This window comes from Shewanella sp. ENK2, assembly GCF_043568515.1.
In the GTDB taxonomy this organism is placed as follows: domain Bacteria; phylum Pseudomonadota; class Gammaproteobacteria; order Enterobacterales; family Shewanellaceae; genus Shewanella; species Shewanella japonica.
Genome location: NZ_CP171406.1, coordinates 1,637,900 through 1,660,745, shown reverse-complemented (window position 1 = coordinate 1,660,745; position 22,846 = coordinate 1,637,900). Strand labels below are relative to the sequence as shown.

The window sequence follows — 22,846 nt, the reverse complement described above, 5'->3', positions numbered from 1 at the left end:
AAAAGAAAGGAATATATCGTGGCTAAAGAAAAATTTGAACGTAGTAAACCACACGTAAACGTGGGTACAATTGGTCACGTTGACCATGGTAAAACTACTCTAACAGCAGCTATCTCAGCAGTATTGACGAAAGCATACGGCGGTGAGACTAAAGATTTCGCACAAATCGATAACGCTCCAGAAGAGCGTGAGCGTGGTATTACAATTAATACTTCTCACATCGAATATGACACGCCTACACGTCACTACGCACACGTAGATTGTCCTGGTCACGCCGATTATGTTAAAAACATGATTACTGGTGCTGCACAAATGGACGGTGCTATCTTAGTAGTAGCAGCAACTGATGGCCCAATGCCACAGACTCGTGAGCACATCCTACTTTCACGTCAGGTTGGTGTACCTTTCGTTATCGTATTCATGAACAAATGTGACATGGTTGATGATGAAGAGCTACTTGAATTAGTAGAAATGGAAGTACGTGAACTTCTTTCTGAATATGACTTCCCAGGTGATGACTTACCAGTTATCCAAGGTTCTGCTCTTAAAGCGCTTGAAGGCGATGCAGCTTGGGAACCAAAAATCATCGAACTTGCTGAAGCTCTAGATACTTACATCCCAGAGCCAGAGCGTGACATCGATAAGCCTTTCCTACTACCTATTGAAGATGTATTCTCAATTTCAGGTCGTGGTACAGTTGTTACTGGTCGTGTAGAGCGCGGTATCATCACTGTAGGTGACGAAGTAGAAATCGTTGGTGTTAAAGACACAACTAAAACGACTTGTACTGGTGTTGAAATGTTCCGTAAGCTGCTTGACGAAGGTCGTGCAGGTGAGAACTGTGGTGTTTTATTACGTGGTACTAAGCGTGATGAAGTTGAACGTGGTCAAGTACTTGCTAAGCCAGGTACAATCACTCCTCACACTACATTCGAATCAGAAGTATACGTGTTAAGCAAAGAAGAAGGCGGACGTCACACTCCATTCTTCAAAGGCTACCGTCCACAGTTCTACTTCCGTACAACTGACGTAACTGGTACTATCGAGCTTCCAGAAGGCGTTGAAATGGTAATGCCAGGTGACAACATCAAGATGGTTGTTACTCTAATTTACCCAATCGCGATGGACGACGGTTTACGTTTCGCTATCCGTGAAGGTGGCCGTACAGTTGGTGCTGGTGTTGTAGCTAAAATCGTTGCTTAATAGCGAAGTTAGTTAACACATTAAAAAGGAAGCTTCGGCTTCCTTTTTTGTTTCTGTTGCTTTTTAAATTGAACTGTGTAAAATCCACCGCCTTGAACAAACTAACTAGATTGAAGAGTTTTTGTTCGAAGGGGTTGATCTCTCATCTGATATCTGTATAATTCCCCTTCGCTGTCCTAGACAGTGTAATATAATGTTTAACCATAAGGGTTATTCATTTTCATAATTGACTCCGATTGGGAGTCTACGGTTAAATCATCTCGCTCTGCTTTTCCAATGGGAAGAAGCTAGAGGGTGATTTTTTATGTGTGCATTTTAGGAGCTCTGGTCAATGCAGAACCAAAGAATCCGTATCCGCTTGAAAGGATTTGATCATCGTCTGATCGATCAATCAACAGCGGAAATCGTTGAAACTGCTAAGCGTACAGGCGCACAGGTTCGTGGTCCTATTCCACTTCCTACGCGTAAAGAACGTTATACCATTTTGACTTCTCCGCACGTCAACAAAGACGCTCGTGACCAATACGAAATTCGTACTCACAAGCGCTTAGTTGACATCGTAGAGCCAACTGAAAAGACTGTAGACGCATTAATGCGTTTAGATCTTGCCGCTGGTGTCGACGTTCAAATTAGCTTAGGTTAATTGAGATCCTTAGAAGAGGTTTGAAAGATGGCTATCGGTCTTATTGGTCGTAAAGTGGGTATGACTCGCATCTTCACAGAAGATGGCGCTTCAATCCCTGTAACAGTAATTGAAATTGCTGGTAACCGTGTTACTCAAGTGAAAACTTTAGAAACTGACGGATACCGTGCTCTTCAAGTAACTACTGGTACCAAAAAAGCCAATCGCATCACCAAACCAGAAGCAGGTCATTTTGCTAAGAGCGGCGTAGAAGCTGGTCGTGGCTTATGGGAATTGCGTTTGGCAGATGGTGAGTGTGAAGGCATTGAAGTAGGTGCTGAACTTAACGTTGATATCTTTGCTGATACAGCGAAAGTTGATGTTACTGGTCAATCTAAAGGTAAGGGCTTCCAAGGCGGTATTAAACGCTGGAACTTCCACGCTCAAGATATGACACATGGTAACTCTTTGGCTCATAGATCTAATGGTTCTATCGGTCAAAACCAGACACCTGGTCGCGTTTTCAAAGGTAAGAAAATGTCTGGCCACATGGGTGCCGAGCAAGTCACTACTCAAAATCTAGACGTTGTACGTGTAGATGCAGAGCGTAACTTGTTATTGGTAAAAGGTGCTGTTCCTGGCGCTACCAATGGTGACTTGATTATCAAGCCAGCCGTTAAAGCATAGGTCTGAGGAGATAGTAATGGAATTGGTATTGAAAGACGCGCAAAGCGCTCTTGAAGTTTCCGAAACTACCTTCGGCCGTGACTTTAACGAGGCATTGGTTCATCAGGTAGTTGTAGCTTACGCTGCAAACGCGCGTCAGGGCACTCGTGCTCAACAGACTCGTGCGGAAGTAACTGGCTCAGGCAAAAAGCCTTGGCGCCAGAAAGGCACTGGCCGTGCTCGTGCCGGTAGTGTTAAAGGCCCGATCTGGCGTGGCGGTGGCGTAACATTCGCTGCTAAAACTCAAGATCACAGCCAAAAAGTTAACAAAAAGATGTACCGTGGTGCTTTAAAAAGCATTCTTTCTGAATTGGTACGTCAAGAGCGTTTAGTCGTTGTTGAATCTTTTGGTGTTGAAGCTCCTAAAACTAAAGAGCTGAAAGCTAAACTAAAAGAAATGAACTTAGAAGACGTTCTAATTGTTACTGCAGATGTTGATGAGAATTTATTCTTAGCAGCACGCAACTTATACAAGGTTGACGTACGTGACGTAGCGGGTCTTGACCCAGTTAGTCTAATCGCGTTTAACACTGTTCTTGTTACTGCTGATGCAGTGAAGCAAATCGAGGAGATGCTAGCATGATCACCGAAGAACGTTTGCTAAAAGTTATTCTTGCTCCACATATCTCTGAAAAGAGCACTGTGCTTGCTGAGAAAAACAACACTGTAGTTTTCCGCGTAGCAATCGATGCGACTAAAGCAGAGATTAAAGCTGCTGTAGCGAAGCTTTTTGAAGTTGAAGTTGATAGTGTCCGCACTTTGGTAAACAAAGGTAAAACTAAGCGCACTGGTGGCCGTGTTGGTCGTCGTAGCGATTGGAAAAAAGCCTATGTAACTTTAGCTGCTGGTGCTGACATCGATTTCGTTGGCGGCGCTGAGTAAGCAAAGGAGAATTATCATGGCAGTTATTAAGTGTAAGCCAACCTCTCCAGGTCGTCGCCACGTTGTTAAAGTGGTGAACAGCGACTTGCATAAAGGGAAACCTTTTGCAGGCCTGTTGGCTAAGAAATCTAAAAGTGGTGGCCGTAACAATACTGGTCGTATCACTGTTCGTCACGTAGGTGGTGGACACAAGCAGCATTACCGTATTATTGACTTCAAACGCAATAAAGACGGTATCCCTGCAAAAATCGAACGTCTTGAGTATGATCCGAACCGTACAGCTAACATCGCGTTAGTACTATACGCAGACGGTGAGCGTCGTTACATCCTTGCTGCTAAAGGTATGCAAGCTGGTGACGCAATCCAATCTGGTTTGGATGCAGACATCAAAACTGGTAACGCAATGCCGCTTCGCAACATCCCAGTGGGTAGTGTTGTGCACGCAGTAGAAATGAAGCCTGGTAAAGGTGCTCAAATCGCGCGTTCAGCTGGTGCTTATGTTCAAGTTGTTGCTCGTGATAACCAATATGCAACTCTACGTCTTCGCTCTGGCGAAATGCGTAAAGTACCAGTTGATTGTCGTGCAACATTCGGTGAAGTTGGTAACGCTGAGCACATGCTACGCCAGTTAGGTAAAGCAGGTGCTAAACGCTGGAGAGGCGTACGCCCTACAGTTCGTGGTGTTGCAATGAACCCGGTTGACCATCCACATGGTGGTGGTGAAGGCCGTACTTCTGGTGGACGTCACCCAGTGAGTCCATGGGGTGTGCCAACTAAGGGTTATAAAACTCGTAGTAATAAGCTCACCGACAAGTACATTGTACGTCGTCGTAATAAATAGTAAGAGGATTCGCCCATGCCACGTTCTCTCAAGAAAGGTCCTTTCATTGACCTACACTTGCTGAAGAAGGTAGAGAAAGCGATGGAAGCGGGAGACAAAAAGCCAATTAAGACTTGGTCTCGTCGCTCAATGATCATCCCAAATATGATTGGGTTGACCATCGCTGTCCATAATGGTCGTCAGCACGTACCTGTGTTCGTAACTGACGAAATGATCGGTCATAAGCTTGGTGAATTTTCACCAACTCGCACTTATCGCGGCCATGCTGCAGATAAGAAAGCGAAGAAGCGTTAATACGGGAGACATAAGATGGAAGTTTTAGCTAAACATCGTTACGCCCGTACGTCTGCGCAGAAGGCCCGTCTAGTTGCTGATCAAATTCGAGGATTGCCTGTTTCTAAGGCACTTGAGATTTTGACCTTCAGCCCTAAGAAAGCCGCCGTACTGGTTAAAAAAGTACTAGACTCAGCTATCGCAAACGCCGAACACAACGAAGGTGCAGATATCGATGAGCTTAAAGTTGGTAAAGTCTTCGTTGACGAAGCACCAACAATGAAGCGCATCATGCCTCGTGCCAAAGGCCGCGCTGATCGTATCATGAAGCGTACCAGCCACATTACTGTGGTTGTATCAGATCGCTAGGAGAAGAGAGCAATGGGACAGAAAGTACATCCTAATGGTATCCGTCTGGGTATCACAAAGCCTTGGATCTCTACTTGGTACGCCGATAAAGCAGATTATGCAAATAACCTGCACAGCGACTGGGAAGTTCGTCAATATCTCACTGAGAAATTGAAGGCTGCATCAGTATCTAAAATCGTTATCGAGCGTCCTGCGAAGAGCATCCGCGTTACTATTCACACTGCCCGTCCAGGTGTTGTGATTGGTAAGAAAGGTGAAGACGTTGAAGTATTACGTGCATATGTATCTAAAATTACAGGCACTACTGCTCAAATCAACATCGCTGAGATCCGCAAGCCTGAGTTAGACGCAAAGCTTGTTGCTGACAGTATTGCACAGCAATTAGAGCGTCGCGTTATGTTCCGTCGCGCTATGAAGCGTGCAGTTCAAAACGCAATGCGCATTGGTGCTCAAGGTATCAAAGTTGAAGTGAGCGGCCGTCTAGGCGGTGCTGAAATCGCACGTTCTGAATGGTATCGTGAAGGTCGTGTACCTCTACATACCTTACGTGCTGATATCGACTATTCTACTTCTGAAAGTCACACTCAATACGGTGTGATTGGTGTTAAAGTTTGGATCTTCAAAGGCGAAGTTCTAGACGGTATCATCCCAGCATTAGAAGAGCCGAAGCAGCAGCCTAAGCGCAAGCCTCGTGGTAAATAGGAGAAACTTTAATGCTGCAACCTAAACGTATGAAGTTTCGCAAGATGTTCAAAGGCCGCAACCGTGGTCTAGCGAACGGTACTGAAGTTAGCTTTGGTACTTTCGGTTTGAAAGCAGTCGGCCGTGGCCGTTTAACTGCACGTCAAATCGAATCTGCACGTCGTGCCATGACACGTCACATTAAACGTCAAGGACAAATTTGGATTCGAGTTTTCCCTGACAAGCCAATTACCTCTAAGCCTCTTGAAGTGCGTATGGGTAAAGGTAAAGGTAACGTTGAATACTGGGTATGTCAGATTCAACCTGGTAAGGTTCTTTATGAGATGAATGGTGTATCTGAAGAGTTAGCGCGTGAAGCGTTTGCTTTAGCATCTGCCAAGCTTCCTATTAAGACTACCTTCGTAACTAAGACGGTGATGTAATGAAAGCGAGCGAACTAAGAGAAAAGAGCGTTGAAGAACTTAACGCTGAACTACTTGGTCTGCTGCGTGAGCAGTTTAACCTGCGTATGCAACACGCTACTGGTCAGTTGACTCAAACGAATCAATTGAAATTAGTGCGTCGTAACATTGCACGTGTTAAGACCATTATTACTTCTAAGGCAGGTGCGTAATGTCTGATAAAATCCGTACTTTGCAAGGTCGAGTACTTAGCAACAAAATGGACAAGTCTATTACTGTTGCTATTGCACGCCAAGTGAAACATCCTATTTATGGGAAGTACATTAAGCGTACAACTAAGATCCATGCACATGACGAAACAAATCAGTGTAATGAAGGTGACGTAGTGACTATTAGTCAGTGTCGTCCTCTTTCTAAGACTAAGTCTTGGACACTAGTTGAAGTAGTAACAAAGGCCTAATTTTTCATTAGGTTATGGTAAACGGCTCCAAAGATTGGGGCCGTTTGTTTTTTTCTGCTATGCAATCCAAAATATTGGTGTTATACTTGCGCGCCATTTTTGACTAAATTGTTGTCAGTTAGGTTAACCTAATTAATTTACAAGTTAGTTTATAAAATGGTCGAAATGATGATCCCAATGTTGGGATTTGTGTAGTAACGATAGCGGAGCACTTAAAATGATCCAAATGCAATCGACTCTAGACGTCGCGTGTAACAGTGGCGCTCGTAGAGTTCAGTGTATTAAGGTCTTGGGTGGCTCTCATCGTCGTTATGCCGGTATCGGCGACGTCATCAAGGTTTCTGTAAAAGAAGCAATTCCTCGCGCTAAAGCGAAGAAAGGTGATGTATATAACGCGGTGGTAGTCCGTACTAAGAAAGGCGTACGTCGTCCAGATGGTTCTGTCATTCGCTTCGATCGGAATGCAGCAGTTTTGCTTAACGCAAACCTTGCACCGATTGGTACTCGTATTTTTGGACCAGTGACACGTGAATTGCGTACCGAGCAGTTTATGAAAATCGTCTCTCTGGCACCAGAAGTACTGTAAGGAGCTTCAAAATGGCAGCTAAAATCCGTCGTGAAGACGAAGTAATTGTACTAGCAGGTAAAGACAAGGGTAAACGCGCAAAAGTTTCTCAAGTCCTACCTACTGGTAAGTTGATTGTTGAAGGCATCAATCTTGTTAAAAAACACCAAAAGCCAAACCCACAATTGGGCGTAACTGGCGGCGTTATCGAGAAAGAAGCACCGATACAAGCATCAAACGTAGCGATCTTTAACCAAGCCACAGGCAAGGCAGATCGTGTTGGTTTCCGATTCGAAGACGGCAAAAAAGTCCGTTTCTTTAAATCGAATAGTGAACTCATTAAGTAAACGGAGTAAACGATGGCGAAACTGCATGATAAATATCAAGAGACTGTTATTGCAGAACTTTCTAAAAAGTTCGGCTATACCAGTGTCATGCAAGTCCCTCGGATTGAAAAAATCACCCTTAACATGGGTGTAGGCGAAGCAGTTGCAGACAAAAAAGTTATGGAGCATGCGCTTCGTGACATGACTGCAATCGCTGGTCAAAAACCAGTTGTAACTGTTGCACGTAAATCAGTTGCTGGTTTTAAAATCCGTGAAGGCTACCCTATTGGCTGTAAAGTTACCCTACGCGGTGAGCGTATGTGGGAATTTTTAGAGCGTTTAGTTGACATTGCAATCCCACGTATTCGTGACTTCCGTGGCCTAAGCGCAAAAGCGTTTGACGGTCGTGGTAACTACGCAATGGGTGTGCGTGAGCAAATCATCTTCCCAGAAATCGATTATGATAAAATCGATAAGATTCGTGGTATGGATATTGTTATCACTACTACTGCGAAGAATGATGAAGAAGGTCGTGCTTTGTTAGACGCATTTAACTTCCCATTCAAGAAATAAGGGTAGCATAATGGCAAAATCATCTATGAAAGCACGTGAAGCAAAGCGTGCACAGCTCGTAGCTAAATATGCTGAAAAGCGTTTAGCACTTAAGGCTTTAATCAGCGCTCCTGATACTTCTGAAGAAGATCGTTGGGATGCTGTACTTAAGTTACAAGCTCTACCTCGTGATTCTAGCGCGTCGCGTCAGCGTAACCGTTGTAATCAAACTGGTCGCCCACATGGTGTTCTACGTAAATTCGGTCTTAGCCGTATTAAACTACGTGAAGCAACTATGCGTGGTGAAGTTCCTGGTCTGCGTAAGGCCAGCTGGTAAGCACTTGTCACGGAGTAAGCTAATATGAGCATGCAAGATCCTATTGCGGATATGTTAACACGTATTCGTAACGGCCAAGCTGCTAACAAAGTATCGGTAACGATGCCTTCAGCTAAGTTAAAAGTAGCAATTGCGAAATTACTTAAAGACGAAGGTTATATTACTGACTACGCCGTAGCAGAAGAAGCCAAGCCTGAATTAGAAATCACTTTAAAGTATTTCCAAGGCAAACCAGTCGTTGAGACTATCCAGCGCGTATCTCGCCCAGGTCTTCGTATTTACAAAGGTAAAAACGAACTTCCTAAGGTGATGGGCGGTCTGGGTGTCGCAATTGTGTCCACTTCTAAAGGCTTGATGACCGATCGTGCTGCCCGCCTAAATGGCATGGGTGGTGAGGTTATCTGCTACGTAGCGTAAGGAGCTAGGTATGTCACGTGTAGCAAAAGCACCAGTGTCTATTCCTGCCGGCGTAGAGGTGACCTTAAACGAACAAACTATTACCGTAAAAGGTGCTAAAGGTAGTTTGACTCGAGTAATCAACAATGCGGTAAGTGTTGTTCTAGAAAACGGCGTATTAACGTTTGGTCCAGTTGAAGGCGTTGCTAACGCTTGGGCTCAAGCTGGTACAGCTCGTGCACTAGTAAATAACATGGTTGTTGGTGTTTCTGAAGGATTTGTTAAGAAATTAAAGTTAATTGGTGTTGGTTACCGTGCAAAAGTTGCTGGTAAAGACCTTGACCTTACTTTAGGTTTCTCACATCCATTGGTTCACAAACTGCCCGCAGGTGTTACTGCAGAGTGTCCTAGCCAAACTGATATCGTACTTTCGGGTGTTGATAAGCAGTTAGTTGGTCAGGTCGCTGCTGAGATTCGTGGATACCGTCCACCTGAGCCTTATAAAGGTAAAGGTGTTCGCTATGCAGACGAACAAGTACGCCGTAAAGAGGCTAAGAAGAAGTAGGTAACGCGATATGGATAAGAAAACATCTCGCTTACGCCGCGCTACTCGCGCTCGTAAGAAGATCCAAGAGCTGGGCGTGAACCGTCTGGTTGTACATCGTACACCGCGTCACATTTATGCTCAGGTTATTAATCCTGAAGCTCAGGTGGTGGCAGTTGCTTCAACCGTTGAGAAAGCGGTTAAAGAACTACTGAAGAGTACCGGTAACGTAGACGCGGCTAAAGCAGTAGGTAAAACTGTTGCTGAGCGTGCGATCGAAAAAGGTGTAACAACAGTTGCATTCGACCGTTCTGGTTTCAAGTATCACGGACGCGTAGCAGCACTAGCTGACGCAGCTCGTGAAGCTGGCCTGAAATTCTAAGGGGTTATAAAAATGGCTAAATTAGAAGCTCAGCAGAAAGACGATTTGCAAGAGAAATTAATTGCAGTTAATCGTGTTTCTAAAGTAGTTAAAGGTGGTCGTATCTTTAGCTTCACCGCACTAACAGTGGTAGGTGATGGTAATGGTAAGATTGGCTATGGCTATGGTAAAGCGCGCGAAGTTCCAGCTGCTATTCAAAAAGCAATGGAAAAAGCCCGCCGTAACATGGTAACTGTAGAACTGAATGGTGGTACTTTGCATCACCCAGTTAAAGGTCGCCACACTGGTTCGCGTGTTTACATGCAACCAGCATCGGAAGGTACCGGTATTATCGCCGGTGGCGCAATGCGTGCCGTATTGGAAGTTGCAGGCGTTCATAACGTACTGTCTAAAGCATACGGTTCTACTAACCCGATCAACATCGTTCGCGCAACTGTAGATGCGTTGGTGCACATGAAGTCACCATCACAAATTGCAGCTAAGCGTGGCCTGAATGTTGATGAAATTCGAGGTTAATGCACCATGGCTACTAAAACGTTTAAAGTAACACAGACAAAGAGTGCCATTGGTCGTTTGCCAAAGCACCGTGCCTGTTTATTAGGTCTAGGCCTAAGACGTATTGGCCACACTGTTGAACTTGAAGATACTCCTTCGGTTCGCGGTATGGTTAATAAAGTTTACTACATGGTTAAGGTGGAGGATTAATAATGCGTTTAAATACTCTATCTCCAGCAGCAGGTTCTAAATCTGCTCCTAAGCGTGTAGGTCGTGGTATTGGTTCTGGTTTAGGTAAAACTGCAGGTCGTGGTCACAAGGGACAAAAGTCTCGTTCTGGCGGCGGTGTGCGTATCGGTTTTGAAGGTGGTCAAATGCCACTTAAAATCCGTTTACCTAAGTTCGGTTTTACCTCGCGCAAAGCTTTGGTTTCAGCTGAAGTTCGTTTACTCGAACTAGCAAAAGTTAACGGTGATGTTATCGACCTGAACGCTCTGAAAGATGCGAACGTAATTACTCGCAACATACAGTTTGCGAAAATCGTTCTTTCAGGTACCATTGAACGCCCAGTGACCGTAAAAGGTCTGAAGGTAACCAAAGGTGCTCGTGCAGCTATTGAAGCTGCCGGCGGTAAGATCGAGGAATAATACGTCGATGGCAAAACCAGGACTTGATTTAAAAAGCGCGAAAGGCGGTTTATCAGAATTGAAAACTCGTCTCCTGTTCGTGATTGGTGCGATTATCGTCTTTAGAGCCGGTTCGTTTGTGCCAATTCCTGGTATTGACGCAGCTGTGTTAGCAGAGTTGTTTGCTCAACAAAAAGATACCATCCTAGGCATGTTTAACATGTTCTCGGGTGGTGCTTTAGAGCGTGCTTCTATCTTTGCTCTTGGTATCATGCCGTATATTTCGGCATCGATTATCATGCAGTTATTGACTGTAGTTCATCCTGCCCTTGCTGAATTGAAAAAAGAAGGCGAGTCAGGAAGAAAGAAAATTAGTCAATACACAAGATACGGAACGCTTGTGTTGGGTACACTCCAATCAATCGGTATCGCGACAGGTTTACCAAGCCTAGTACCTGGCCTAGTTGCCAATGTAGGATTTGGTTTTTACTTTGTAGCAGTTGTCAGCTTAGTAACAGGAACGATGTTCCTAATGTGGCTAGGTGAACAAATTACCGAGCGTGGTATTGGTAATGGTATCTCGATATTAATTTTCGCAGGTATTGTTGCTGGATTACCTTCTGCTATCGGCCAAACGGCTGAACAAGCTCGTCAAGGTGATTTGAATGTACTGGTACTGTTGTTATTAGCGGTAATCGTATTTGCTGTAACTTATTTGGTAGTATTTGTAGAACGTGGTCAACGTCGTATCGTCGTTAACTACGCAAAGCGTCAACAAGGCCGTAAGGTGTTTGCTGCGCAAAGTACACATTTACCACTTAAAGTTAATATGGCGGGTGTGATTCCACCAATTTTTGCATCCAGCATAATTTTGTTCCCAGGCACACTGGCTCAGTGGTTTGGACAAAATGAGTCTATGTCATGGTTAAGCGATTTCGCTTTAGCTGTGTCACCAGGACAACCGCTGTATTCATTATTGTATGCAACAGCTATCGTTTTCTTCTGTTTCTTCTATACTGCGTTGGTGTTTAACCCGCGTGAGACAGCTGATAACTTGAAGAAGAGTGGTGCGTTCATTCCTGGGATTCGTCCTGGAGAACAGACTTCGCGTTACATTGATAAAGTAATGACCCGCTTGACATTAGCAGGCGCGATTTACATTACCTTTATCTGCTTAATTCCGGAGTTCATGTTAATTGCGTGGAAAGTACAGTTCTATTTTGGCGGTACTTCACTACTAATCATTGTAGTCGTAATCATGGACTTCATGGCTCAGGTTCAGACCCATATGATGTCACATCAATATGAGTCTGTGATGAAGAAAGCTAACTTAGTAAACAAAGCGAATTTAGATCGCTTTGGTCGCTAGTTGCTTTAACGGAGTGATGAAATGAAAGTTCGAGCTTCCGTGAAGAAGATCTGCCGTAATTGCAAGATCGTCAAGCGTAGTGGCGTTGTACGTGTGATTTGTGTTGAACCAAAACACAAACAGCGTCAAGGCTAAAAAAGATATTTGCTCAGCTCAATATTGAGCTGAGCAAATAATGTTTGCAAATTTGTCGACTGTCGAGTATCCTTTCGGGCTTTTCGCAGTTGGCCTTTAACATTTAAGGAGTGCATAGTGGCCCGTATCGCTGGCATTAACATTCCTGATCAAAAGCATACAGTCATCGCATTGACTGCTATCTTTGGTATTGGACGTACACGCGCTAGAGCAATCTGCGCAGCTACTTCAATCGCTGAAGATGCTAAGATCAAGGAATTGAGCGAAGCTCAAATAGATATTCTACGCGAAGAAGTTGCCAAATACTCAGTAGAGGGTGACTTACGTCGTGAGATTTCAATGAACATCAAGCGTCTTATGGATCTTGGTTGTTATCGTGGTCTCCGCCATCGTCGTAGCCTGCCTCTTCGTGGGCAACGTACTAAGACCAATGCGCGTACGCGTAAAGGTCCACGTAAACCAATTAGAAAGTAACGGGAAGGTAAACCAAAATGGCTAAAGTTCCGTCACGTTCTCCGCGTAAGCGCGTACGTAAACAGGTTGCAGATGGTATGGCTCATATCCATGCATCTTTCAACAACACAATTGTCACCATTACAGATCGTCAAGGTAATGCGTTGTCATGGGCTACCTCAGGTGGTTCAGGTTTCCGTGGTTCACGTAAATCTACACCATTCGCTGCGCAGGTTGCTGCTGAGCGTGCAGGTATTGCTGCTCAAGACTACGGTGTTAAAAACCTTGAAGTTTTCGTAAAGGGTCCAGGTCCAGGTCGTGAATCAGCCATCCGTGCGCTGAATGCTGTTGGTTACAAAATTACCAACATTACCGATGTGACACCTATCCCTCATAATGGCTGTCGCCCACCTAAAAAGCGTCGTGTATAACACTGCGTATATAGGATAGTTGGAGAAAGATCATGGCAAGATACTTGGGTCCTAAGCTCAAGCTCAGCCGCAGAGAAGGTACAGACCTTTTCCTAAAAAGCGGTGTGAGAGCAATCGATTCGAAGTGTAAGCTTGAAGCTGCACCTGGTCAACATGGCGCTCGTAAGCCACGTTTATCAGAGTACGGTTTACAGCTACGCGAGAAACAAAAAGTTCGTCGTATGTACGGTGTGCTAGAAAAGCAATTCCGTAACTACTACAAAGAAGCCGCACGTCTAAAAGGCAACACTGGTGAAAACCTACTTGGTCTTTTAGAAACTCGTTTAGATAACGTTGTTTATCGTATGGGTTTTGGTGCGACTCGTGCAGAATCACGTCAATTAGTAAGCCACAAATCAATCGTGGTTAACGGTCGTGTTGTTAACATTCCGTCATTCAAAGTGTCTGCGAATGATGTTGTAAGCATCCGTGAAAAGTCACGCACTCAAGCACGTATCAAAGCGTCTTTAGAAGTGGCTGGTCAACGCGAAAAGCCTACATGGGTAGAAGTCGACAGCGCTAAAATGGAAGGTGCTTTCAAGCGTCTACCAGAACGTAGCGACTTGTCTGCGGATATTAACGAACAGCTGATCGTCGAGCTTTACTCTAAGTAAGGCTAACAAACAAGAGAGGACACAATGCAGGGTTCTGTTACAGAATTTCTTAAACCGCGTCTCGTTGACATAGAGCAGGTTAACCCAACTCGTGCCAAGGTTACGCTAGAGCCACTAGAACGTGGTTTTGGTCACACATTAGGCAACGCGTTGCGTCGAATCTTATTGTCGTCTATGCCTGGCTGTGCAGTTACAGAAGTCGAAATCGACGGTGTATTGCATGAATACAGCAGTAAGGAAGGCGTTCAAGAAGATATCCTAGAGATATTGCTTAACCTTAAAGGTCTAGCAGTAAACATCGAGGGTAAAGATGAAGCTTTACTTACGTTAAGTAAGTCAGGCACAGGCCCTGTTACTGCAGCAGATATCACTCATGATGGCGATGTAACCATCATGAATCCTGATCATGTTATCTGTCATTTGACTGGTAACAATGATATCAGCATGCGTATCCGCGTTGAGCGTGGTCGTGGTTATGTACCAGCTTCGGCTCGTGCACAAACTGAAGACGATGATCGCCCAATCGGTCGTTTGTTGGTTGATGCTTCATTCTCACCTGTTGCTCGCATTGCTTACAATGTAGAAGCAGCACGTGTTGAACAACGTACTGATTTGGATAAACTCGTTATTGATATGACCACTAATGGTACTATCGATCCTGAGGAAGCCATTCGTCGTTCTGCAACAATTCTAGCTGAACAGTTAGATGCGTTTGTTGAATTACGTGATGTTACCGAAACAGCCGTTGTCGAAGAGAAACCGGAATTTGATCCGATTCTGTTGCGTCCTGTCGACGATTTAGAGCTAACTGTACGTTCAGCCAACTGTTTGAAGGCTGAAGCGATTCATTACATCGGAGATCTCGTACAGCGCACTGAAGTTGAGTTGCTCAAGACTCCTAATTTAGGTAAGAAATCTCTTACTGAAATTAAGGATGTATTAGCGTCTCGCGGACTATCTTTAGGTATGCGTCTAGAAAACTGGCCTCCAGCTAGTTTAGCAGACGACCTATAAGTCCCAGGTTAGTACAAGATTAAAGATTATAAGGATTAGGTCATGCGCCATCGTAAGAGTGGTCGTCAACTAAACCGCAACAGCAGTCATCGCCAAGCTATGTTTCGTAACATGGCTAGCTCATTAGTCCGTCATGAGATCATCAAGACGACTGTAGCTAAAGCGAAAGAACTGCGCCGCGTAGTTGAGCCTCTGATAACACTAGCTAAAGTAGACAGCGTTGCAAATCGCCGTTTAGCTTTTGCTCGTACCCGCGACGCTGAAGTTGTAGGTAAGTTATTCACAGAATTGGGTCCACGCTTCCAGGAACGTCCTGGTGGTTACACTCGTATTCTAAAGTGCGGTCTACGTACCGGTGATAAAGCTCCAATGGCTTTCATCGAATTAGTAGGTCGTCCTGAAGCTGCTGAAGCTGTTGAAGTTGAAGCTGCTGAGTAATTATTAATTACTCACTTAAAAAACCGAGCTTAGGCTCGGTTTTTTTATATCTAAAATTAATACTTTCATTTCATATTTAATCAATTCCACACATTAATTCTTGCATACCTTATTCAAGCTGCTTTGCTAGCACTGGCTAACTGGCTAACTGGCTAACTGGCTAACTGGCTAACTGGCTAACTGGCTAACTGGCTAACTGGCTAACTGGCTAACTGGCTAACTGGCTAACTGGCTAACTGGCTAACTGGCTAACTGGCTAACTGGCTAACTGGCTAACTGGCTAACTGGCTAACTGGCTAACTGGCTAACTGGCTAACTGGCTAACTGGCTAACGGGCTCACTAGCTCTCTAACTTAGTTCATAGCTTTGATAGTTCTAATAATCAGTTCTCTGAGTCATGAACCTATATGTGCAAGTAAACTGAACGAGTACCAAATTTAAGCCAAAAAAATGCCAATCATGTGATTGGCATTTTATTATTCAAACGAGATTATTGGTATTTATAACCTTCGGTCTGCTTCTGTTCTGAATAGTCTAGCTTTTCATGGGTCTTACCCATTGCTTCAGCGACTTCAGGCGGCATATAGTTTTCATCATGCTTAGCGAGCACTTCTGTAGCTTCAATAGTGTCTTCGCTAATCAACACACCTTGTGCAACGATACCTTGCCCTTCACGGAATAAGTCAGGCAATAGGTCATCAAAAGTGACAGTAATTGCACCACCAAAGGCATCATGAATTTCAAACTCTACATGTAAGCTATTTGGGTCACGAACCATGGTTCCTTCTGTTACCATGCCACCAACTCGAATGCGTTGGCCGATTTCCGGTTTCTCACCTGTATCCTTCTTACCATTGACGATTTCATATGGAGTAAAGAATAAGTTCAAGTTTGAGTTAAGTGCATATAATAGCAATGAAGCAATACCAGCAACACCAGCAATCAATGCAACGGCAAGTGTGAGTCTTTTTTTACGTCTTGAGTTCACTATCTACTACTCCTAGTTTCTTTTAGGCGGTCTTCTCTTTCCATCTTTTTAGCGATTTCCAGTAAGACTTTCTTTTTTGGCGAAGGCTTAAGAATAATAAGATTCCTAAACTGCCGAACGTAACACCGTATGACAGCCATACATAAAAAGCATAGCCGCCCATGTTTAAAAATTCTGAAAAAGATTCGAATTGTATCATTTCGATGCCTCCGCTTTAGCTAATTCTCTTACCCAAGGGCGCATACCATTTCTAGCTAAAATTTCAGCTTTGTAGCGCACTAATGTTATTGCACCAATCATTAGACCGAAACCAAAGATATTGATTAGCAGTGGTGCAAGCATTTCCATCGGCATTGCAGATTTTTCGGTAATTTTAATCGTTGCAGGCTGATGCAAGCTACTCCACCAATCAACCGAGTACTTAATAATTGGAATATTAATGACGCCGACAATTGCTAGAATACCAGCTGCACGAGCTGCTAGTACTTTATCTTCAAAAGATGCATATAGTGAAATGACACCTAGATATAAGAATAGTAGAACTAATTCTGAAGTTAAGCGCGCATCCCATACCCACCAAGTGCCCCACATAGGTTTACCCCATGATGCACCCGTTAATAATGCGATGAAGGTAATGACTGCACCAATTGGTGCAATTGAAGCAGCAACCCAGTCAGCAGTCTTAATTTGCCATACAATGCCAACGAATGAAGCTGATGCCATAGCCATGTATGCAGCCATTGACATTGAAGCCGCTGGTACATGGATATAGATAATTCGGAAACTTTCACCTTGTTGGTAATCCATTGGCGCAAACAACATGCCCCAAATAGTACCAACACTGATCAGCAATATGGCTGAAAAAGCAAACCAAGGTAATAGTGTTCCTGCTAATTTATATGCACGCTCTGGATCAGCGTAAGAATGAAGCCATTTCCACATATCAGTTTGTACTCACTCGTAATGATGCACCAATAGCAAATGGTGCCATAATTAATGATCCGACCAACATTGCACCAATAATGGCAAGTTGTCCGGTATAAGGTAAATTTAATCCTGCTGCATCTATAGCACTAGTTGCAAAGATTAAAACGGGTATATAAAGCGGTAAAATTAGCAAGCTAAGTAATACACCGCCTTTTCTCAAACCTACGGTTAATGCAACACCGATAGCTCCTAGAAGCGAAAGCACTGGGGTTCCCACTGTTAAGGTGAGTATCAGTGCAGTATAGCTATTGCTTTCTAAATGCAACAATACTGCTAATAGTGGTGCTACCAAAATCAATGGTACACCAGTTAAAATCCAGTGAGCCAATACTTTTGATAATACTAATATAGGCAAAGGCTGTGGACTTAACAGCATTTGCTCTAAACTACCGTCATTAAAATCTGCTTTAAATAATCGTTCTAGTGATAACATCGAAGCCAGTAGCGCTGCAACCCAGATAATGCCAGGTGCAACTCTAGAAAGAACCTGAGGTTCTGGGCCTATCCCTAATGGGAATAAGGTGACAACTAAAACGAAAAATAATAGCGGATTGAAAATATCGCCACGATGCCTGACCGCAATTTTTAAATCCCGTTGCAACAATGTCAGGAATGCTTGAGTGTAACTGATGCCTCTTTTCATTGTTGTACCTTATACGAAACGATAGTCTAATTTGATCTTGCGAAGGACATCATCGGTTATCAGACTCATGTCTTGGTGAGTGGTCATGATTACGCAGCCACCTCTTTGAGTATGTTCGATAAACAATTGTTCCAACTCTTCCACACCTTTTTTATCAATTGCTGTAAATGGTTCATCTAAAATCCAAATGCGACAATTAGTGTGCCAAAGGCGTGCTAGTGCAGTTCTTCTGTGTTGGCCTGCTGATAAATGTCCAGCAAGTGCCTCTTCGAAGCCGCCTAGATTAACTTTTGCGAGTAAATCATAACTATCAAAGTCATCATACCCGCTTAACCTTAAATTGAAGTTAAGGTTTTCATCTGCTGTTAACTCACTTTTAACACCTGCTAAATGACCAAGATAAAGTAAGTCTTCATTAAATTCGTCACGGCATTGGTTAATGTCGGTATCAATGTATTGTATTTCGCCAGCGTAAGGTCGGGACAATCCGGCAATTATACGAAGTAAACTGGTTTTACCTGCACCATTTGGACCTTCGATTTGGACAATGTCACCAGCATTAATTTCAAAACTTAATTGATCAAAGAGAATGCGGTCTTCACGAATACAAGTTAATTCGTTTGCCCTGACTAACGATTTCTGTTGATTGCTGTCTGTCACTTAGCCCTCGTTAATGAGTTGAGGATGAATACACAATGAATATTAACATAAACACAATTAAGGGTTTAGCATTCAAGTCATCTATGTGCTAGGTATTTGAAGTGGTTCCAATAAAATACATCTTATGTGAACTTTTTCATGATTCTCTAATATATTACTGTATATCGGTTTATTGTCTTATTTTGAACGAGAAGGTGAGATTCTTATCACAAAAAGGTGAGTTTTATTGAAGTTTGTAGTAATCTGATGACGATTTAATAAGTCTGCCTGCTTGAAAGGTGGCATTGAGCTTTGAATTTATTTGCATTTAGGAACGATGAACATGAAAAAATTATTAGCAATGACTGCAGTTGCTGCATTGACTTTGTCTTCGAACGTTTTCGCTCAAGATGGCGAAGCTGTTTATAACAAAGCGTGTCAAGTATGTCACAGCATGGGAGTTGCTGGTGCACCAAAAGCACACGATGCCGCTGCTTGGGAGCCTCGTTTAGCTACTGGTATGGATGCATTAGTAGGTACTGTTAAAACAGGTAAAGGCGCTATGCCACCAGGTGGCATGTGTACTGACTGTACAGATGAAGATTACCAAAAAGCAATTGAGTTTATGTCTAAGTAATATTTAGCAGACTCAAAAAAACCGGCCTATAGCCGGTTTTTTTATGCGTACAAATTAGTACGCATTCAGTAGATTACTAATTTACTGTACAACAGTATCTAAAGTTAGAGTCGCTTCTTTACCGACTTCTACAGAAGCTACAACACCTTTTAAGTCACCAGTTTGAGCTTTAACGCTACCGTGTTTAGACAAGACTGCAATGATTTCGACATTTTCTGCATTGCTTAACTTAACATCACCACCCATAGACGTTGTATCATCTAATGTGACCTTAGTAGGTAGGCTGTTTGCGCTAATTTTGGTTGCTGCAAGTGGTACTTTAGGGCCTTGAGTTGAACGAGCAAAGATAAACACCATGTCAGTTGAACTGACTTTATCAGCTAGCTCTGGTGAAATAACAATCTCAACATCGACAGTCTTAGCTGAAGTCCCTTGTGACATTGGGTTATGGTTACTGTCATTTGGCATAACGCCTGTTTCAGCAGAAATTCTCATTTTAGCTGATTCAATTGCATTCATTACTGCTGTGCGGTCAATATCGCTACGTCCACTATCTAAGATAGTTTGCCAAGCCGTAATCGCCGCTTGGTAGTCAGCTGTAAAGAATGAATCCATACCGACAAGCAGTAATGTTGATGGATCCTGTGGATCTAACGCCAATGATTCATCTACTAGCGCTTGGATCTGAGGATTCATTTGTTGGCCATTTTTGTAGTACATTGCTGTCGCTTTAGGACCAAGCAACTCTGCAGCTGTACCAACTAATTCCATTACTTTATCAAATGATGCAATAGCATGATCAAACTGATTAGCTGAAATATATGCATGACCTAAACTGAACCAAGCTTGGCTATTTTCAGGATCTGCTTGAACTTGTTGCTCCATCATTTGTACGCGTTGAGCCATGATTTGCTCGTTCGTCATACCTTGGTGCGGGCTTGCTTCAGCTTGTGGTGGATTAGCTATCTCTTTATATGCACCAAGCTGTTGATAGAAATATCCAGAAATAGCTAAAAGACAAATAGTCATCACTGATGGCCATAAGATCCCTTTCGCTTTTATTTTCGTATCAAGCGAATCATCGCCTTCTTGCTTCATATCTTGTAGAAGGCCAATTTCGAGTTCTTTTTTTAGTGCATCGAACTCTGCTTGATCAAGTAAGCCTTCTTCGAGTTCTTTTTCCAGAACGCTTGCACGTTCATTAAATAGCTCTAAGTTTGTTTGCTTACGCACGCCTGATTCTTCAGCAGATAACATTTTTTGCTGACGAAAATGTGGTACCCAAATCAGCATTAAACTGATTACTACGACAAGAGTAATAAATATCCAAAATGTGGTCATTGTTTCAATATTCACTTTTAGGTTGCTGAAAAAACAGGGCGGATTTGCCGCCTTACTTGAGCTAGATTATACGTAAAGATGATTCATTGAACAGTAATATACGAAATAACCGAGCCAGAATCGTCATAGTTGGGCACTGCTTCACAGATTATTAAGCAATAAAAAAACTTAGGAAACTAAAGTGAACTTTTTCTGTCATATGCTGAACAGTTGATAACTAGGTGTTTTTTCTCTCCATTTTTTTGAGAATGAGACAAGTCACCCAGTTTTGCATGAAAGTGGCAGACATAAACAACAGCAACTACTAAAATATACACAAAATTCGTATTAGCTAATGTTAATATCACTGTTTTAAAGCATTATGTTAGATATGCGTTGGTTTAACCTTTTATATGGTTAAGGCAACTTTTTTAAAATTGAGGAATACCCATGATCCCAGAACTTGGACACTTCTCGCTCATTATCGGTTTGGCTTTCGCCATTCTTTTAATGACCGTGCCGTTATTTGGTGCAGCCCGTAAGGACCAGTATCTCGTAAGATATGCTTGGCCTATTTGTTACGGTATGTTCTTTTTTATCACTCTTTCGGTCATCAGCTTAGGCTATAGTTTTGCTGTTGATGATTTCTCTGTGGCATACGTTGCACATCACTCCAACTCACAACTTCCTATTTTCTTTAAAATAGCGGCAGTTTGGGGTGGCCATGAAGGTTCATTACTTTTCTGGGTATTTTCACTAACGGTTTGGGCTGCTGCAGTTGCTACCTTTAGTAAAGGCATGGAAGAAGTATTCATTGCTCGGGTGCTTTCAGTACTTGCAATGGTGATTGTTGGTTTCACATTATTTATGATTCTAACATCTAGTCCATTCGAACGTATTTTCCCAATTCCAATGGAAGGTCGCGACTTAAACCCAATGTTGCAAGATGTGGGTCTTATTTTCCATCCTCCAATGCTTTATCTGGGTTATGTTGGTTTTGCTGTTAGCTTTGCTTTTGCTATTGCTGCCTTAATGAGTGGACGTTTAGATTCTGCATGGGCTCGTTGGTCACGTCCTTGGACATTAGCAGCTTGGGTATTCTTAACAGGCGGTATCTCTCTTGGTTCTTGGTGGGCATACTACGAACTAGGCTGGGGCGGATGGTGGTTCTGGGATCCAGTTGAAAATGCATCATTTATGCCTTGGTTGATTGGTACGGCACTTGTTCATTCACTTATCGTGACTGAAAAACGTGGCGCCTTCCGTAACTGGACGGTATTACTTTCTATCTTTGCTTTCTCGTTAAGCTTACTTGGTACCTTTATCGTTCGTTCTGGTGTATTGACCTCAGTACATTCATTCGCAGCAGATCCTAGCCGTGGTATGTTTATCTTACTATTACTCGGATTGGCGATTGGCGGCTCCTTAACCTTATTCGCATTGCGAGCAAGTGAAATGAGTAGCCCAGCTCGATTTGAATTAAAGTCTAAAGAAACCTTCTTATTAGTGTGTAACGTGCTACTGACAGTTGCTGCTGGTACCGTGTTACTTGGAACACTATACCCATTGCTAATTGATGCATTAGGTATGGGTAAGATTTCTGTAGGACCTCCATACTTCAACTCAGTATTCGTGCCTATCGTACTAGTGCTATTTGGCTTTATGGGTATTGGTCCAATCATCCGCTGGAAGAAATCTAAAGCGGGTGAAATTAAGCGTCAGCTACTTATCCCAGCAATCGTTGCTGCAGTGGTAGGCCTAGCAACACCGTTTATCGCAGGTAACGAATTAAACCTTTGGGTTGTATTTGGTATTGGTGCTGCGACATGGGTAGCATTGGCAACCTTCAGAGCAGCTTATAACCTACTGACTGATAAAAACGGCAAATTTACCATTAACAAGATGGGCCGTAGCGAAATGGGTATGATCATTGCTCATTTAGGTATTGCTGTTTCAATTGTGGGTGCCACTATGGTATCTAACTACTCAATTGAGAAAAGTGTTCGTATGGGCCCTGGTATCAGTGAAGAGTTAGCCGGTTACACCTTTAACTACATTGAAACTAAAAATGTGGTTGGTCCAAACTACACTGCGCAACAAGGTCAGATAGAAGTTTATCAAGATGACAAGTTTGTCACATTATTGCGACCAGATCGTCGTCAATATAATGTACGTACAATGGATATGACTGAAGCAGGTATTGATTGGGGCTTATTCCGTGATTTATATGTCACGATGGGCGACCCATTAAGTATGACTCAATTTGCTGTACGTCTTAACTATAAACCATTTGTGCGTTGGATTTGGTTTGGTTCAATCTTTATGATGGTAGGTGGTTTCCTCGCAGCGTCAGATAAACGCTACCGTGTAAAAGAAACCAAAACTGCTAAAGATGATGCAGAACAAGCAAAATTAGCGACTGCTTAATATATCGGAG

At 43.1% G+C, this 22,846-nt stretch carries 36 protein-coding genes and 1 pseudogene; 31 read left to right on the top strand and 6 right to left on the bottom strand.

All coding sequences use genetic code 11. The annotated features are described in order from the left end of the window. Positions 1-18: 18 nt before the first annotated feature. From tuf to rplQ, 29 genes are all read left to right on the top strand, one after another. Complete coding sequence (gene tuf, locus ACGEDC_RS07315; RefSeq protein WP_080917157.1) at positions 19-1,203, top strand: elongation factor Tu; 1,185 nt, start codon at positions 19-21, stop codon at positions 1,201-1,203. A 331-nt stretch (positions 1,204-1,534) separates the two neighbouring features. Continuing rightward, positions 1,535-1,846, top strand: a complete 312-nt coding sequence (gene rpsJ / locus ACGEDC_RS07310; protein WP_055026509.1) for a 30S ribosomal protein S10 — start codon at positions 1,535-1,537, stop codon at positions 1,844-1,846. 27 nt (positions 1,847-1,873) lie between these two features. Further along, a complete protein-coding gene (gene rplC, locus ACGEDC_RS07305) occupies positions 1,874-2,512 on the top strand; it encodes a 50S ribosomal protein L3 (RefSeq protein WP_055026508.1) in 639 nt (212 codons plus the stop codon). A gap of 16 nt (positions 2,513-2,528) precedes the next feature. Next, a complete protein-coding gene (gene rplD / locus ACGEDC_RS07300) occupies positions 2,529-3,134 on the top strand; it encodes a 50S ribosomal protein L4 (RefSeq protein ID WP_055026507.1) in 606 nt (201 codons plus the stop codon). Further along, entirely contained in the window at positions 3,131-3,433 is a 303-nt protein-coding gene (gene rplW, locus ACGEDC_RS07295) for a 50S ribosomal protein L23 (protein ID WP_055026506.1), read from the top strand. Before rplD ends, rplW begins: the two co-directional genes overlap by 4 nt. A 16-nt stretch (positions 3,434-3,449) precedes the next feature. Then, a complete protein-coding gene (gene rplB, locus ACGEDC_RS07290; protein WP_055026505.1) occupies positions 3,450-4,274 on the top strand; it encodes a 50S ribosomal protein L2 in 825 nt (274 codons plus the stop codon). Between the two features lie 15 nt (positions 4,275-4,289). Then, complete coding sequence (gene rpsS / locus ACGEDC_RS07285; protein WP_006083596.1) at positions 4,290-4,568, top strand: 30S ribosomal protein S19; 279 nt, start codon at positions 4,290-4,292, stop codon at positions 4,566-4,568. A 15-nt stretch (positions 4,569-4,583) separates the two neighbouring features. Further along, positions 4,584-4,916, top strand: a complete 333-nt coding sequence (gene rplV, locus ACGEDC_RS07280; RefSeq protein ID WP_055026504.1) for a 50S ribosomal protein L22 — start codon at positions 4,584-4,586, stop codon at positions 4,914-4,916. 12 nt (positions 4,917-4,928) lie between these two features. Then, positions 4,929-5,618 (top strand): 30S ribosomal protein S3, encoded by a 690-nt coding sequence (gene rpsC / locus ACGEDC_RS07275; RefSeq protein WP_055026503.1) that lies wholly within the window; start codon positions 4,929-4,931, stop codon positions 5,616-5,618. Positions 5,619-5,629: 11 nt separating this feature from the next. Continuing rightward, on the top strand, positions 5,630-6,040 hold the full coding sequence (gene rplP, locus ACGEDC_RS07270) for a 50S ribosomal protein L16 (protein ID WP_055026502.1): 411 nt from the start codon (positions 5,630-5,632) through the stop codon (positions 6,038-6,040). Continuing rightward, positions 6,040-6,231 (top strand): 50S ribosomal protein L29, encoded by a 192-nt coding sequence (gene rpmC, locus ACGEDC_RS07265; protein ID WP_006083592.1) that lies wholly within the window; start codon positions 6,040-6,042, stop codon positions 6,229-6,231. Before rplP ends, rpmC begins: the two co-directional genes overlap by 1 nt. Continuing rightward, positions 6,231-6,479 (top strand): 30S ribosomal protein S17, encoded by a 249-nt coding sequence (rpsQ, locus tag ACGEDC_RS07260; RefSeq protein ID WP_055026501.1) that lies wholly within the window; start codon positions 6,231-6,233, stop codon positions 6,477-6,479. Before rpmC ends, rpsQ begins: the two co-directional genes overlap by 1 nt. 217 nt (positions 6,480-6,696) lie before the next feature. Beyond that, positions 6,697-7,065 (top strand): 50S ribosomal protein L14, encoded by a 369-nt coding sequence (rplN, locus tag ACGEDC_RS07255; RefSeq protein WP_055026500.1) that lies wholly within the window; start codon positions 6,697-6,699, stop codon positions 7,063-7,065. 11 nt (positions 7,066-7,076) lie between these two features. Beyond that, on the top strand, positions 7,077-7,391 hold the full coding sequence (gene rplX, locus ACGEDC_RS07250; protein WP_055026499.1) for a 50S ribosomal protein L24: 315 nt from the start codon (positions 7,077-7,079) through the stop codon (positions 7,389-7,391). A gap of 12 nt (positions 7,392-7,403) precedes the next feature. Continuing rightward, on the top strand, positions 7,404-7,943 hold the full coding sequence (gene rplE / locus ACGEDC_RS07245) for a 50S ribosomal protein L5 (RefSeq protein ID WP_055026498.1): 540 nt from the start codon (positions 7,404-7,406) through the stop codon (positions 7,941-7,943). Between the two features lie 10 nt (positions 7,944-7,953). Further along, positions 7,954-8,259 carry a 30S ribosomal protein S14 gene (gene rpsN, locus ACGEDC_RS07240; RefSeq protein ID WP_055026497.1) on the top strand — a complete coding sequence of 102 codons (306 nt, stop codon included), beginning with the start codon at positions 7,954-7,956 and terminating at the stop codon, positions 8,257-8,259. Between the two features lie 24 nt (positions 8,260-8,283). Then, the gene (gene rpsH / locus ACGEDC_RS07235) at positions 8,284-8,676 is read left to right on the top strand and encodes a 30S ribosomal protein S8 (protein ID WP_055026496.1); all 393 of its coding nucleotides are present in this window, start codon (positions 8,284-8,286) and stop codon (positions 8,674-8,676) included. A 10-nt stretch (positions 8,677-8,686) separates the two neighbouring features. Next, a complete protein-coding gene (gene rplF / locus ACGEDC_RS07230) occupies positions 8,687-9,220 on the top strand; it encodes a 50S ribosomal protein L6 (protein WP_055026495.1) in 534 nt (177 codons plus the stop codon). Positions 9,221-9,230: 10 nt separating this feature from the next. Next, positions 9,231-9,581 (top strand): 50S ribosomal protein L18, encoded by a 351-nt coding sequence (gene rplR, locus ACGEDC_RS07225; protein WP_055026494.1) that lies wholly within the window; start codon positions 9,231-9,233, stop codon positions 9,579-9,581. A gap of 12 nt (positions 9,582-9,593) precedes the next feature. Then, entirely contained in the window at positions 9,594-10,097 is a 504-nt protein-coding gene (gene rpsE / locus ACGEDC_RS07220; protein WP_055026493.1) for a 30S ribosomal protein S5, read from the top strand. A 6-nt stretch (positions 10,098-10,103) separates the two neighbouring features. Further along, complete coding sequence (gene rpmD, locus ACGEDC_RS07215) at positions 10,104-10,286, top strand: 50S ribosomal protein L30 (protein WP_055026492.1); 183 nt, start codon at positions 10,104-10,106, stop codon at positions 10,284-10,286. A gap of 2 nt (positions 10,287-10,288) precedes the next feature. Continuing rightward, positions 10,289-10,723 (top strand): 50S ribosomal protein L15, encoded by a 435-nt coding sequence (gene rplO, locus ACGEDC_RS07210; protein ID WP_055026491.1) that lies wholly within the window; start codon positions 10,289-10,291, stop codon positions 10,721-10,723. A 7-nt stretch (positions 10,724-10,730) separates the two neighbouring features. After that, positions 10,731-12,071, top strand: a complete 1,341-nt coding sequence (secY, locus tag ACGEDC_RS07205; protein ID WP_055026490.1) for a preprotein translocase subunit SecY — start codon at positions 10,731-10,733, stop codon at positions 12,069-12,071. A 21-nt stretch (positions 12,072-12,092) separates the two neighbouring features. Continuing rightward, positions 12,093-12,206, top strand: a complete 114-nt coding sequence (gene rpmJ / locus ACGEDC_RS07200) for a 50S ribosomal protein L36 (protein ID WP_006083579.1) — start codon at positions 12,093-12,095, stop codon at positions 12,204-12,206. Positions 12,207-12,323: 117 nt separating this feature from the next. Beyond that, positions 12,324-12,680, top strand: coding sequence for a 30S ribosomal protein S13 (gene rpsM / locus ACGEDC_RS07195; RefSeq protein WP_055026489.1), 357 nt, complete (start codon positions 12,324-12,326; stop codon positions 12,678-12,680). Positions 12,681-12,697: 17 nt separating this feature from the next. Continuing rightward, on the top strand, positions 12,698-13,090 hold the full coding sequence (gene rpsK, locus ACGEDC_RS07190) for a 30S ribosomal protein S11 (RefSeq protein ID WP_011635661.1): 393 nt from the start codon (positions 12,698-12,700) through the stop codon (positions 13,088-13,090). Between the two features lie 32 nt (positions 13,091-13,122). Further along, complete coding sequence (rpsD, locus tag ACGEDC_RS07185) at positions 13,123-13,743, top strand: 30S ribosomal protein S4 (protein WP_055026488.1); 621 nt, start codon at positions 13,123-13,125, stop codon at positions 13,741-13,743. Between the two features lie 24 nt (positions 13,744-13,767). After that, complete coding sequence (locus ACGEDC_RS07180; RefSeq protein ID WP_055026487.1) at positions 13,768-14,757, top strand: DNA-directed RNA polymerase subunit alpha; 990 nt, start codon at positions 13,768-13,770, stop codon at positions 14,755-14,757. Between the two features lie 42 nt (positions 14,758-14,799). Further along, positions 14,800-15,195, top strand: coding sequence for a 50S ribosomal protein L17 (rplQ, locus tag ACGEDC_RS07175; RefSeq protein WP_055026486.1), 396 nt, complete (start codon positions 14,800-14,802; stop codon positions 15,193-15,195). Positions 15,196-15,685: 490 nt separating this feature from the next. Here the strand turns inward: rplQ and ccmE are convergent, their stop codons facing one another. The 5 genes and pseudogenes from ccmE to ccmA form a co-directional block, all read right to left on the bottom strand. Beyond that, positions 15,686-16,183: a cytochrome c maturation protein CcmE gene (gene ccmE, locus ACGEDC_RS07170; protein WP_055026518.1), complete on the bottom strand. Its 498-nt coding sequence runs from the start codon at positions 16,181-16,183 to the stop codon at positions 15,686-15,688. After that, positions 16,183-16,379 (bottom strand): annotated as a pseudogene (gene ccmD, locus ACGEDC_RS07165) (heme exporter protein CcmD). Before ccmD ends, ccmE begins: the two are co-directional and overlap by 1 nt. After that, positions 16,379-17,125 (bottom strand): heme ABC transporter permease, encoded by a 747-nt coding sequence (locus ACGEDC_RS07160; protein WP_055026519.1) that lies wholly within the window; start codon positions 17,123-17,125, stop codon positions 16,379-16,381. The pseudogene ccmD and the gene ACGEDC_RS07160 overlap by 1 nt, the downstream one beginning before the upstream one ends. 1 nt (position 17,126) lies before the next feature. Beyond that, entirely contained in the window at positions 17,127-17,813 is a 687-nt protein-coding gene (gene ccmB, locus ACGEDC_RS07155) for a heme exporter protein CcmB (RefSeq protein ID WP_055026520.1), read from the bottom strand. A 9-nt stretch (positions 17,814-17,822) separates the two neighbouring features. After that, positions 17,823-18,473, bottom strand: a complete 651-nt coding sequence (gene ccmA / locus ACGEDC_RS07150; protein WP_055026521.1) for a cytochrome c biogenesis heme-transporting ATPase CcmA — start codon at positions 18,471-18,473, stop codon at positions 17,823-17,825. A gap of 322 nt (positions 18,474-18,795) precedes the next feature. On the opposite strand from ccmA, the gene ACGEDC_RS07145 reads away from it, so the two are divergent. Continuing rightward, positions 18,796-19,089 (top strand): c-type cytochrome, encoded by a 294-nt coding sequence (locus ACGEDC_RS07145; protein ID WP_055026522.1) that lies wholly within the window; start codon positions 18,796-18,798, stop codon positions 19,087-19,089. An 81-nt stretch (positions 19,090-19,170) separates the two neighbouring features. Here the strand turns inward: ACGEDC_RS07145 and ccmI are convergent, their stop codons facing one another. After that, positions 19,171-20,430 (bottom strand): c-type cytochrome biogenesis protein CcmI, encoded by a 1,260-nt coding sequence (gene ccmI / locus ACGEDC_RS07140; RefSeq protein WP_394498280.1) that lies wholly within the window; start codon positions 20,428-20,430, stop codon positions 19,171-19,173. 429 nt (positions 20,431-20,859) lie between these two features. Here ccmI and ACGEDC_RS07135 point away from each other — a divergent pair, with 429 nt between their 5' ends. Further along, the gene (locus tag ACGEDC_RS07135) at positions 20,860-22,836 is read left to right on the top strand and encodes a heme lyase CcmF/NrfE family subunit (RefSeq protein WP_080917152.1); all 1,977 of its coding nucleotides are present in this window, start codon (positions 20,860-20,862) and stop codon (positions 22,834-22,836) included. The last annotated feature ends 10 nt before the right edge of the window (positions 22,837-22,846 follow it).